General features: G+C 36.2%; 16 protein-coding genes. All 16 read right to left on the bottom strand.

Translation table 11 applies throughout. The features are described 5' to 3' along the window. Window positions 1-112 precede the first annotated feature (112 nt). Complete coding sequence (locus JKM87_RS15010) at window positions 113-565, bottom strand: GNAT family N-acetyltransferase (protein ID WP_202081183.1); 453 nt, start codon at window positions 563-565, stop codon at window positions 113-115. A 280-nt stretch (window positions 566-845) separates the two neighbouring features. Next, the gene (locus JKM87_RS15015; protein ID WP_202081184.1) at window positions 846-1,304 is read right to left on the bottom strand and encodes a VOC family protein; all 459 of its coding nucleotides are present in this window, start codon (window positions 1,302-1,304) and stop codon (window positions 846-848) included. Window positions 1,305-1,341: 37 nt separating this feature from the next. Beyond that, window positions 1,342-1,902, bottom strand: a complete 561-nt coding sequence (locus JKM87_RS15020) for a YdcF family protein (RefSeq protein ID WP_236838863.1) — start codon at window positions 1,900-1,902, stop codon at window positions 1,342-1,344. A 258-nt stretch (window positions 1,903-2,160) separates the two neighbouring features. Continuing rightward, window positions 2,161-2,922: a class I SAM-dependent methyltransferase gene (locus tag JKM87_RS15025; protein WP_202081185.1), complete on the bottom strand. Its 762-nt coding sequence runs from the start codon at window positions 2,920-2,922 to the stop codon at window positions 2,161-2,163. Between the two features lie 88 nt (window positions 2,923-3,010). Continuing rightward, window positions 3,011-3,448: a VOC family protein gene (locus JKM87_RS15030; RefSeq protein ID WP_202081186.1), complete on the bottom strand. Its 438-nt coding sequence runs from the start codon at window positions 3,446-3,448 to the stop codon at window positions 3,011-3,013. Window positions 3,449-3,688: 240 nt separating this feature from the next. Further along, window positions 3,689-4,933 (bottom strand): MFS transporter, encoded by a 1,245-nt coding sequence (locus tag JKM87_RS15035; protein WP_202081187.1) that lies wholly within the window; start codon window positions 4,931-4,933, stop codon window positions 3,689-3,691. A 94-nt stretch (window positions 4,934-5,027) separates the two neighbouring features. Beyond that, complete coding sequence (locus JKM87_RS15040) at window positions 5,028-5,405, bottom strand: hypothetical protein (RefSeq protein ID WP_202081188.1); 378 nt, start codon at window positions 5,403-5,405, stop codon at window positions 5,028-5,030. A gap of 129 nt (window positions 5,406-5,534) precedes the next feature. Then, the gene (locus tag JKM87_RS15045; RefSeq protein ID WP_202081189.1) at window positions 5,535-6,137 is read right to left on the bottom strand and encodes a dihydrofolate reductase family protein; all 603 of its coding nucleotides are present in this window, start codon (window positions 6,135-6,137) and stop codon (window positions 5,535-5,537) included. A gap of 14 nt (window positions 6,138-6,151) precedes the next feature. Further along, window positions 6,152-6,679, bottom strand: a complete 528-nt coding sequence (locus tag JKM87_RS15050; protein WP_202081190.1) for a hypothetical protein — start codon at window positions 6,677-6,679, stop codon at window positions 6,152-6,154. After that, window positions 6,660-7,055, bottom strand: coding sequence for a VOC family protein (locus tag JKM87_RS15055; protein WP_202081191.1), 396 nt, complete (start codon window positions 7,053-7,055; stop codon window positions 6,660-6,662). Before JKM87_RS15055 ends, JKM87_RS15050 begins: the two co-directional genes overlap by 20 nt. Window positions 7,056-7,398: 343 nt before the next feature. Beyond that, window positions 7,399-8,415, bottom strand: a complete 1,017-nt coding sequence (locus tag JKM87_RS15060) for a serine hydrolase (protein ID WP_202081192.1) — start codon at window positions 8,413-8,415, stop codon at window positions 7,399-7,401. 152 nt (window positions 8,416-8,567) lie between these two features. Continuing rightward, window positions 8,568-8,915 carry a retropepsin-like aspartic protease gene (locus JKM87_RS15065; RefSeq protein ID WP_336885191.1) on the bottom strand — a complete coding sequence of 116 codons (348 nt, stop codon included), beginning with the start codon at window positions 8,913-8,915 and terminating at the stop codon, window positions 8,568-8,570. A 120-nt stretch (window positions 8,916-9,035) separates the two neighbouring features. Then, entirely contained in the window at window positions 9,036-9,179 is a 144-nt protein-coding gene (locus JKM87_RS17940) for a hypothetical protein (RefSeq protein WP_236838864.1), read from the bottom strand. An 830-nt stretch (window positions 9,180-10,009) separates the two neighbouring features. Beyond that, window positions 10,010-11,008, bottom strand: a complete 999-nt coding sequence (locus tag JKM87_RS15075; RefSeq protein WP_202081193.1) for a hypothetical protein — start codon at window positions 11,006-11,008, stop codon at window positions 10,010-10,012. Window positions 11,009-11,075: 67 nt separating this feature from the next. Beyond that, the gene (locus tag JKM87_RS15080) at window positions 11,076-11,465 is read right to left on the bottom strand and encodes a VOC family protein (protein WP_202081194.1); all 390 of its coding nucleotides are present in this window, start codon (window positions 11,463-11,465) and stop codon (window positions 11,076-11,078) included. 45 nt (window positions 11,466-11,510) lie between these two features. Next, window positions 11,511-11,801 carry a hypothetical protein gene (locus JKM87_RS15085; protein WP_202081195.1) on the bottom strand — a complete coding sequence of 97 codons (291 nt, stop codon included), beginning with the start codon at window positions 11,799-11,801 and terminating at the stop codon, window positions 11,511-11,513. Window positions 11,802-11,836: the final 35 nt, after the last annotated feature.

Here is an 11,836-nt window from a genome sequence, read left to right on the forward strand (position 1 = left end):
CCTCCTAGTATTATAATAAGAATGCGCTTCCAATTACTAAAATAACAACGTTGTTATTTTAGTTTAATTGTATTCTATAGTAAAGTTTATAAAGAAGCAAGAATGGTATTCGTTAAGGTTGGTTTACTTTCTTAACTAAAAAGACGGAATTCTGCAAATCTGCGAACCCGTTCTTATGATAAAACGGATACGCTGGCATATTTTTTTCTGTTGCTAACCATATGTGTTGAATATCTTGAGCTTCTAGGTATGTATTGATTTGGTCTATAAAAATACCACCTACACCTTGATTTTGTTTATCTCTTGCGATAAAAAACTCTTTTATAAAGTATTCTCGGCCCTCCCACCAATTAAAAACGTATCCTAATGACCCGCCAACAAGTCTATGATTTTCGTCATATAAAGCTAGTGAGAGTGAATTTTTGTTGTCTGTCAGGTCACTCATATACAAATCAAGTTGCTTTTCATCTTTCCACTGATCAAACCAGGGTTCATGAGAGAATACATCTAGGAATAGCTTTTTCATTTCTTCATAATCTTTAGATCTCAATAGGCGTGTCCTCATATTTAATGACCTCCTGATAATATAGGTACGCTCAAAAAAGCTTCTAGTGTTCAGTCAAATATGACTTTGTAATCTTAATAGCATGCTCAGTCGATTTTATTAACGCTTCATCGTCTTTCTTCATTCTGATAGCCATTGCTTGCTTAAATAACTCATCGGCTATATCGTACGCCCCTTGGTCAAATTTACTCTTACCGTAATGCTGGTATGCGAAATCTAATAAATATAAACAGTCGTTATGTTCTCACAATACACGCCTAGTAACCCATACCATAAAAAACTATGCTTTATTTAACTGCTCCCACTCACTTAAATACATACGATCCGTGATATTTTTAGGGTTATCTAGTTTACAGATGAGTTCTAAACTATTCCCATCAGGGTCATTAAAATGGATTTTGGCATGTGCCATACCATCATGTGCCATGACAAACGGTTCTACTGGCTTAAATCCGAAGGCTTCTCTAGGTTCATAACCTTTTTCTTTCAACCAAGCAACTGACTGCTTTAACCCTTTCAAAGAGACTTGAAAAGCAATGTGCCTGATTGAGGGATGATATTCAAGTTCTACTTTATCTGTCTCCCAAAGCCCTAGCCAGCTTTTATCTTTTTCTATCCAAAAAAAGGCTAGTCTATCCTCGTGAATATGAGATAATTCCAAACCGAGTCCCTTGTAATATTCAATAGAATGCTTTAAGTTACTGACGGGTAAATGCGCTTCATATAAGCCTTCAATCATTAAAATGACCTCCCTGTTCCACAAATCGTCTTCCCATTTAATCTACGAGGTATTTATAGTAAGCAAAAAATTCCCTAAAAATAGAATAAAAGTCTCTAACCTCAAAATAGTCAGCACATGCAGAGTATACATTCTCTAATTCCGACTTTTTAAAGGCTAGCTTCGTCCTGGTGATATGATGATACTGTGTGATCACCGTGACAGATTCAAGTCCTTCATCCTCCATGATTCTTTTCGTATTTTCAGCAGTCATTGAAGTGTTGTAACCATCGCTATCTAAGATAATGTTCTCATGGTTAACGCCCTGTTCGATCAAGTAATTCTTCATCACTTTTGCTTCGTCAAAGCCTTCTTTGCCAACACCACCACTTACGATGACATATTGAAATTGGTCTTGTTTATAAAGCGTTACCGCTTTATCTAACCTTGCTTGAAGTCTTTCAGAGGGCTCCCCATTTCGTTCAACTTTATTTCCTAAAACGACTGCTACGTCGGTAGACTCAATTTCATCATTAAGTCCATCAATTACAATAACAACGGAATGAATGGAAAACCAAAGGAGTGACATTAGAAACATCAGCAGTAATATTTTTTTCAAGTTGTTTTTCTCTCCATTCTTCAATGATTGGTGCAGCTACACTATATCATAGACGGCCTTGCTTTTTACTTTAACATCAACATCCTTACATTATCCTGCTCTTCAATATATTAAATTCATCAAAAATAGCGTCAATCCTTCTTAGATTAACGCTATCTGATTCTTAGATGTTTTATTCGATTACTTCTATCTAGATTGAGATGCAAAATTTAATAACGCCTACTCTTCGCTATCTCAAGTCCAGCACTTCATCGCCTTTTATTTCGCCAATTTAAAAACGAGGAAATCGCTACACCTAAAATCCTCGGTAAATGATGGATACTTCTCTAAAATTTCACTAGAAGGCTTAGGCTCTACTAATTGTTCAATACGAAATCCTGCTCGAATGACGGTATCCACGTAACTAGTCAGCGTTCTATGGAAGTATACTAGCTTCTCATCCTGATCTAGAGGAATCGCTTGCTCGTATGCACCTTCATAAAAATAGTTGTCGACCTTCCAGTACAGCTTTTCTCCGTCTTCAGACTTTACCCACCCACTACCAGGCGTAATAAAGCAGGGATGTAGTATGGAGAAAATAAACCATCCTCCATCAACCAAAAGCCTATACATTTCATTTATCGCTCGATCATATTCGGAAAGGTCCTGTATGACCATATTTGATACGATTAAATCAAAAGATTGATCCTCAAGAAAGCTAAGATCCTCCAAGTTCCCATGCTCATATCTTATGTCTAACGACTTAGGCGTTCTATCCTTTGCTATTTCTAACATTTTATTGGAGTAGTCAATTCCTAATACTGAAGCGCCTAACTTTGATAACATTCTACTTAAATATCCTTCCCCACACCCTGCATCTAATACTCTTTTCCCGTGTACTGAATCTAAAAGATCTAGTAAAGTTGGATTCAGAAAAACTTCTCTATGAATATCTCCAACCTCACTATATCCAGACGCAAAGGTTTCAGCATGCATATCCCATCTTCGAATGGCTTCTTGAGTTTTAAAATTTTTATTCATTGTATCACCTCTATGTACTTACAAGTGTTTTTGAGCTGTTCCAAATACAGTTGAAGTTCTAAAATTAATTCAAAGTCCCATTCAATACTTATCTTATTTTCTCAGCCAATTCTAAAATAATGCCTTCTGGCCCACGAACGTAGCATAATTTATAGGCGTTTTCGTAGTTTTGTATCTCACCCATCAGTCCTGCGCCTTTCTTTTCTAATTTAGTAACAAGGGCTTCAATATCTTCAACAGCAAAGGCAATATGCCGGATACCCAGCGTATTCGCCAAAGGAAGCTGTATGCCATTTTCATCTGATGGCGTGTGAAATTTTACTAGTTCTATATTCGCGTCACCGTCTGGCGTTTGCAACATGACAGCTTCTCCTTTAACGTCCTGCAGCCCTATTATTCGCTCCACCCATTCGCCTTCGACTTCTCCTTCCCCCATCATTTCAAGGCCAAAGTCTAGAAAAAACGCTTTCATGGCAGGAAGATCATTGACGATTATACCCACATGATCTATACGATGGATCTTCATATCCCACACACCTCCTTGTTCCTAAGCCTATCACATGTGTTACCTAAAGCTTTCTTCTCGATTGCTAATAGTTTTTATTGTCCAAACTACACATATTAATATTATTTAATGTCTATACTTAGCTGAACAAGTAAAACTCACTGAATTAATTTTATAATTGCGGCCATAAACAGGCCATAAACGGCAATCCCTTTCTTGAAATCCAAATCCACTTATTCATCACACTAATTACAGCTTTACTTACACACTTAAATTTTTACTTTCAGTGTAGTCTTCTTGATAAAGGGACTTTTTATTTGGCTTGAATACTAAGTATGAAAAAATAACAGATAAAAGCAACATGACGAGTGCTAAAGTCACAATTGTGAGCCGTAATGATATCATATCAGCAATAAATCCGATGACTAGAATAAATAGAACTTGAACAGCACTTTGAATTAACTGATATATGCTTGTAACTCTTCCCATAATATCAACCGGGATATTATTTTGATAAAAAGTCATGATACCTGCATTTAGGTATACATTAAAAAAACCTAATATGACAAACCCTACCACGATTGAAGTAAAAGACCACGAGAAAGCATAAATGACATAACCAGCAGTCATCATAGTGATGCCAATAACAATCATATACCTTAATGAAAATAGATTTGAAAAAACAGATAACAAAACGGCACCAACAACTGATCCAAGACCCGTTATACTTATCAACAAACTATACTCTAATTCAGAAAGACCGATTACTTGTTGAGTAAACACAACTTCTTGCGTATCCATGGCAAAGGAAAAAACCATCACCATATTAAAGGCGAGGTAAATATAAGATACGTATTTATTTTCTGACATGAATTTACTTACTTCAGTAAAATCACTTACTACTTGAGATAAAGTTAATGTTGGTATTGTCTCTTTATCAATATTCTCTTTTTCTGGAAGAAACAATAATAAAATAGCTGATATTATAAAGAACACTGCATTAAGCCATAAAGTTGTTTCAACAGATGCTAATAATATAAGTGTTCCTCCAATGGCAGGACCAATAATAAATGCTCCAGAATCAGCGAAAGAGCGGATTGAATTGAATCGCTTTCTTTTCTCTTTCGGTACGAGAATAGCAACGTACGTCATTGATGATGGATTAAAAAAGGACTTTGCTACACTTAATACAACTAGGATCCCATATATTATGATCATGTTTGGAGCAAATGGGATTAAACTGATAAACACAGCTCTCATTATGTACGTGACGACCATCACTTTTCGCTTGCTACGATAATCAATAAAACTTCCAGTCCAAAATTTGGTTACTATATTCGTTAATGGTCCGATAATCCAGAGTCCTGCAACAGCAGCAGCAGACCCCGTAAGCTGATATACAATAATATTGATTGCAACTAAGTAAACAAAGTCACCGATACTAGAGAGTCCAATAGAAGATAGTAATATCGCAGGGTCTTTCCACCCCTTTAATTTTGTTTTCATATAAAGCTCCTTATGATGTGCGTGTCAGTACATTACTTTACTTCAATCATATTATGTTAGGTGATGTTACCCTTATGAACTATCATTATCTCTATCACTCATCTTCATATATTACAGTCAGTCCACAAGACGGGCATTCTTTGTCATTGACAGATATTTCGAAGTTACATGCTGGGCAAAGTTCTGCCTCTGATTTCTCATTGTTTATTTCTTTTGACACTTCACTTTCGGCTTTTAGAATGTCACCAGGATTCTCTCCATCTATTTTTATTACCTGTAAATCCTCAGTTAAAAACCAATGAATCTTCCCTTTAGAATCTGTAACAGCTGCTACTGGTATTTCACCCATGTCTTCATGTGGGAATAATGATCCTCCTAGTACACTTGGCCTAGTGGACTTGTGTGCACCGAATCCGGTTCCTATAAGCACATACTTCTTTTTATCTTTAGCGTGTAAAACTACTATAGCCATTTATTTTTTCTCCTAAATTAGATTTTTTAATTCCTCTTCAATTTCTATTACATTTTGCTAAGTCATAGCACCTAACGTTTCTCGCAGATTTTATCTTTATAGCGTTTTATAACATAATCCAATTCGGACTCAACTATTCCCATCTGTAGACTTTTGCACCTCATACTCGAGGAGCACTATTCCGCTGGGATAAGTGCGTTGCCCGATGAATGTCAAACGACGACGTACCCCGTGAGAAGGAAGCAGTGGAACCCCACCACCCAAAAGGATGGGGATGATGGCTGGTTCGACCGTATCGACTAGATTACACGAGAGAAGCTGGGAGAAAAGATCTCCTCCGCCATAAAGCCAGATATCTCGACCAGGTTGTGCACGAAGTTCGCGTACTCTCGCTTCAAGCCCTATACTCACGACCTCAATGTCAGGGTGATCTTCTTGCCGAAGTGATCGCGAGGCAACGATTACTTGCTTTCCGGGAAAACTTTCACCCATGGAATGTACGATCTCATACGTCCGACGCCCCATAAGAAGTGTGTCGAATTGTGCATGAAGGGCTTCAAAATCAAACGTGGGCTCTGGCGTGATCCAGTCGAACTCACCTCTGGACCCTGCGATGAAGCCATCCAGGCTACATGCAACTTGGTATCGCAACTGTCTCATCCAATCATCTCCTCTCGTCGTCCCTCTGTTTAGAAGTTCCCATGGACGGCAACCTCTTCCTTGTTCAATCAATGCTATCCGTTTACTTAAGAATTCTCCACTATCTTTCCTTCCTCATCAAGAAATAATAACTCGTTTTCCTTAAGATCTTCTGGACTAACATTATGAAATAACCAGACTACTATGTCTTCTTCCAACGGTATCAGTTCCGCTTCATGAATGCCTAATCTTACTTTCGCAACTTCTGATTGAGCTAATCCTATATCATACTCTCCGCCAATGCCTGAAGAATCTCCTGTATCAAATGCATTAATATGACCTACACCACGCATATCAACAAATATCCAACCATATTTATTTTTATTAAACCTGGCTAAAGCTATATAATCTTTGGGCTTGTCGATTTGGGTATAAAAAACGACAAAGGCCTTATTGTCATCTTCAAAGAATATTGTGTCGATCATATCGTTAACTTCTAAAGTAGGTTCTTTTATATTTTTTAAAGCTTCCTGTGGAGTTGTAAAAGATTCGTTCTTTTTATCCAATTCAAGATAAATAAATATACCGGCCATCACTAGAACAAGAATCGCAATACTAGGAATTAATCTCCTCATTGTTTCCCCCTCGTTTTACAGGTTGAATGCATTCTACTCTGTTTCCAAAAGGATCTCTGAATTCAAATCTTTCGCATCCAGGAATAGGGACTGATGCTATTATTTCAATGCCATTATCGATCAATCTCTTCTCTATGAGATTGATATCCTCTACCTCATAGGCTATATGTGCTTTGGTTTTAGTACGATCAACGTTATCTTCTGTACCAATATGTAATTGTTTATTTCCAACTTCAACCCAAAAGCCACCTCTACCCTTTAAGGATTCCGGTTTAGATATTTCCTTTAACTTCAATACCTCACAATAAAAATGCCGCGCTTTATGTTCCTGTTCTTTTGGGATAGTAATTTGAGCGTGGTGTATTCCGACTATCATCCAAATATACCCCCTTCAAAATACGGTTTTAATAAAAAGCTCTGTTCTTTTAGATAACGCTTTCGTATATACGACGCCCATGAGCTTACAGGTGGAGCCTAGAAATGCTTTCTTGGTGAAGGCGAAGCGATTCGGTTGGCGAATGGATGTGATGAGTTAATACTTCATTGCCCTACTCTAAGGAGACCAAGGCCCTTTAATAATTCCATAATATATTAGATCTTCATATCGATTTTCCGTCATGACATGATCTCTTAAGACTCCTTCTTTGCTCATGCCTAATTTCTGTATAATCTGCCAGAAGCCATTTCGCGTAATACATTCGTTTTTTCACAAACGTAAACTAAATTTCTTCTTCAATTTCTTTCATAATTTGATGTACTCCCTTTGATTTATTAGAACATATAACAGTTTTAATTGAGGTCTTAGGATAAAAAGCAGAATGAAAACTAACTCCTGGATCATAGCCCATAATATAATATTTGAAAATTTCATCTTCATTCTTTTCAATCCACACTCCATAACCATAAAAGCTATTTTTATCATGCGTTCGAATATATGGAGTTAGTAACATACGAGTATATTCTTCACTAAGTAATCGATTATTTACGAGCGAATCCCACAAATTTGCCATATCGTTCACGGTTACAAACGCCCCACCATCTGAACCACCTTTAACAGGCAATGAGTATATATTCGTCTTCCAAGTACCATTCGGAAAGTCAATATAACCAAGTGCTGTACTATTGGGAAGTGAATCAAATTCAAAATAGCCCGAGTTTACCATACTTGCTTTTTTAAAGATATTTTCTTCAATATAATCAGTGAATGTAAGCTGACTTGCTTGCTCTACAATTAGCCCAAGTAAAATATATCCAGCATTGTTATAATGAAATCTTTCGCCTGCTTTAAATTTCATTGGTTGGTTCTGAAATAATGGTAAGAGATCTTCTAAGGTTCTTATACGGTACATCGGGTTCTTAATCCACAATTGCTCAAAATCATCCATAGTTTCCTCATCAAAATAATCAGGTATCCCAGACGTATGTGTTAAAAGATGATGAATCGTTATATCTTTATCAAAATTCGGAAAAGAAAAATTCAGGGAATCTTCTAACTTTGTTTCAAAAGAAAGTTTTCCTTCCTCTACAAGCTGACAAATGGCTATAGATGTAAACAGCTTGCAACCCGATGCTATTCCATATCTTGTAATGGTACTATTTTCAATTCTTTCAGAACGATTAGCATAACCGTAGCTTACCTCTGTCAAAACTTCATTGCCTTCTTCAACCAGTACGCTTCCAGAGAATTTATTCTGATCCTGAATATAGGCAATACGATCTAAAATGTTAGTTTTCACAATAACCCCTCCAAAGTTTTATTTCTTCAATAAATCTGCTCCGATGGATTAACAGCCATTTTTAAGACATCTCAGATGGCGGGATTGGACGGCCGCACCTTAGCTTCTAATTAATACCTTTGTATATACAACCATCTTCTTAAAATCTAGAATTAATTGGTTTTTTCAATAAAATCAGTGCCAATAATGCCATCAAAACAGTAAGTTTCTCGGGCGATTCCTAACTGTATCAAAAAATTATCCAACAAGTACGAATATATCTCAAGATTCGACACGGGTTGCTCATAGCATAATTCACTCTCCCCACCAACACCATACATCCTTCTTGCTTTCCCATAAGTCGGATCAATACTTAAGCCTATCTCTTGAACTAGATCAGTATCAAATATGGTATTGGAAGAACCTGTATCAATTAAAACTTGCTTTAAAGTCATCATTTTGTCGTTATACTTCAGTTTAACCGAAATGATAGGTAGTCCGTTTTCAATATTAATTTTCACTGATACCTCCTGCTCCTAACCCCGGTAAACTGTTCTTCAATAACTTCGATATCCTTGTTACAAGTATGGAAAATATACAATTCTCGACTTCGATCCTTCAAATGTAATATATTTGTAACCTTAACATGCTTCAACAGAATTATTGAACTCCGAAATGACTGACATTCCTTCAATTTCACGTCGGTTGTCTTTAGATTCATCCTTTAAAGCTTCTACGAGGACCCAACTGTCTGGATATTGATTTCTTATCTCTTCCCATTTCATATCGAATCCCCCCTTGTATAGACGAGGTCCTGGTCACTCGATGCGTAAACTTGGTGTTGTCTAGATGTAGACCAATAATCATTTATGATTTAAAACCTGCTTTACTCTAGGATGAACGAACCAAACTCCTATCGGATAAAACCATATTAATAGTAATGTTTTAATATACTCTCTAAAACTTACATTCCTATTTTTTTCTAACATAACTAAGGACTTAGAAAGAAAGTATAGTCCATAAGCTATTGCGTACATTGAATAAAGATGAATCAAAATAAAAACAATGTTTTCTAGTAAGTTAATTCCAAATAATTGAAATAAAATGCTTACTACCATATAAATGCCAGCTAATAAAATGTTAATTAAAAAATATGTTACGCTAGGCTTCTTTTCGATCTCATTCTCCTTATCGAAAAGAATGGCTAAGGATATGAACCATAAAAGCATAATTATGCCATTAACCATTATCACTATGTTAGTAAACAAGAAAATAGTATCTGTAGCTAATGGTAGGAAAAATGATAGATATATAAATGCAATTGGAAAAGATAGTAACATAAACAATTGCCATGTTTTTAATGTTGATATAACGTTCAAACTCTCCACCTTCTTCATATTTTTTTCTTTTTAAATTCTCGGGTAACACGATAAGTATATCGGTTTCAGATAACATTACGCATTACAGGCGTAGGCTGAGCTTAGTATTCGCACTTAGCGATAAGCCAAGCCGACTCGGTTAGCGAAGGGATGTGTCGAGTAATACTTCTCTGTCCACTCTAAGAGACCAAGAACGCTTGCCGCCCGATTCGTAGATATAGTGTTAACTGACGTTATTAATTATTGATCCCTAGAATGTCATTCCAATTTTCTTTTATCACCATAATATCTCTTCTAACTCTATGAACGTTATCTATTAATAAGTATTGATCCAATACGGACTCCATTTCATTAACAGAAGCGTACCTTTCTAATTTTGGAGAAAACTTTCTTAAGTAAGGATCATTTGGTTTACCTATACACTTAACCAATGTATCTAGTGCAACTAAACTCATTGGTCTACCAAGTGATAACCAATGTGCAAGTTTATGCCATGTTGGCCTAGAAAGTGCAGCTAATCGCCCCCAAGCCTCATTTACAGGTGATGTTACTTTATCTTCCATCCAGTCTAATACTAAAGGTGACCTAAACTTGTGCAAACAGCCAAAGGCGGCATGAGGCAATTTTTGCGGAGATATATTCTGTAAATGATGTTTTACATTCTTAAAGCCTTCAACAAATGGTAACGAAACAGCACTTGCCATTGCTAGGTCTAGTAAGTTATTTTCAATGGTTAAACGTTCTTCCCATAATCTACGTATCCATTTCTCAGCAACCGTTGTTAGGACCTTCTCAACGATTTGTAAGATTCTACTTCTAATCTCAACATTGTTAGTCAATGCATATCTGCTTTTTACTTGATCATATACCATTTGTTTATCATGACTATTCAAAACTTTAATAGTATCATCATTTAACCACCAACTCGTCATACTATAATCCAATAGCTTGTCTAAATCATTCGCTACATCGTTTAATTCTGGAGCAAGATGTTCATCGTTTATTATGACATCTTCTTCTGGTTGAGTAGCAGTGCCATCTTCATCATAAAAATCGTCATGTAAATAAAATTTATTAGAGCTATGTATAACAGCAAGATTATACCATTCGATAGGTCTTAACGCTCGCTTGGTTAAACGATCATAACACCCATTACATAGCTCGTAAGGTTGATTATCTTGTTCATTCTCTTCTACGACTTGAACATTGTTTAGCTTACATGCTTGGCAGATCATTATCTCACCTCTGTTTTCCGTATAAAGATACCGGTCATCACTACAATCAGAATTGTAATACTAGGAATTAAATCTCCTCATTGTCTCCCACTTCGTTTACAGGTTGAATCCATTCTACTCTGTTTCCAAAAGGATCTCTGAATTCAAATCTTTCGCATCCAGGAATAGGGACTGATGCTATTATTTCAATGCCATTATCGATCAATCTCTTCTCTATGAGATTGATATCCTCTACCTCATAGGCTATATGTGCTTTGGTTTTAGTACGATCAACGTTATCTTCTGTACCAATATGTAATTGTTTATTTCCAACTTCAACCCAAAAGCCACCTCTACCCTTTAAGGATTCCGGTTTAGATATTTCCTTTAACTTCAATACCTCACAATAAAAATGCCGCGCTTTATGTTCCTGTTCTTTTGGGATAGTAATTTGAGCGTGGTGTATTCCGACTATCATACAAATATACCCCTTCAAAATACGGTCGTTTAATGCTCACTTACTTTAATATAAATACCTCATTGGAACATGGTGTTTTGGTTGTATTTGTTCTTTTCTAACCCCTTTTTCTCTGCCTTCTCTGGTAACATACCAAGAGAGTTGTTTAATCTTTCCGTCTCGTTCGAGATAAAAATAACCTATCAATGGTTCATCTTCAAATCTTACATGCACACCGAAATTTGGAAGTTTGCCAAATTGCCCTGTTATTTCAATTATTTCATTTTCGACATAGCCTTGATTAATCAGGTGTTCTAGTACTTTGTTTTCTAATATGTTTTTTTTAATTTCTATCACTAGCGTTGCATAAAAGTCTATTCATTATTTGACAG

The sequence above is a fragment of the Caldalkalibacillus salinus genome, from assembly GCF_016745835.1.
GTDB classification, from domain to species: domain Bacteria; phylum Bacillota; class Bacilli; order Caldalkalibacillales; family JCM-10596; genus Caldalkalibacillus_A; species Caldalkalibacillus_A salinus.

Coding starts and splice junctions, on each gene's coding strand:
- JKM87_RS15010 (WP_202081183.1), bottom strand. CDS start 565: ATGAGGACACGCCTATTGAGATCTAAAGATTATGAAGAAATGAAAAAG.
- JKM87_RS15015 (WP_202081184.1), bottom strand. CDS start 1,304: ATGATTGAAGGCTTATATGAAGCGCATTTACCCGTCAGTAACTTAAAG.
- JKM87_RS15025 (WP_202081185.1), bottom strand. CDS start 2,922: ATGAATAAAAATTTTAAAACTCAAGAAGCCATTCGAAGATGGGATATG.
- JKM87_RS15030 (WP_202081186.1), bottom strand. CDS start 3,448: ATGAAGATCCATCGTATAGATCATGTGGGTATAATCGTCAATGATCTT.
- JKM87_RS15035 (WP_202081187.1), bottom strand. CDS start 4,933: ATGAAAACAAAATTAAAGGGGTGGAAAGACCCTGCGATATTACTATCT.
- JKM87_RS15040 (WP_202081188.1), bottom strand. CDS start 5,405: ATGGCTATAGTAGTTTTACACGCTAAAGATAAAAAGAAGTATGTGCTT.
- JKM87_RS15050 (WP_202081190.1), bottom strand. CDS start 6,679: ATGAGGAGATTAATTCCTAGTATTGCGATTCTTGTTCTAGTGATGGCC.
- JKM87_RS15055 (WP_202081191.1), bottom strand. CDS start 7,055: ATGATAGTCGGAATACACCACGCTCAAATTACTATCCCAAAAGAACAG.
- JKM87_RS17940 (WP_236838864.1), bottom strand. CDS start 9,179: ATGAAATGGGAAGAGATAAGAAATCAATATCCAGACAGTTGGGTCCTC.
- JKM87_RS15075 (WP_202081193.1), bottom strand. CDS start 11,008: ATGATCTGCCAAGCATGTAAGCTAAACAATGTTCAAGTCGTAGAAGAG.
- JKM87_RS15080 (WP_202081194.1), bottom strand. CDS start 11,465: ATGATAGTCGGAATACACCACGCTCAAATTACTATCCCAAAAGAACAG.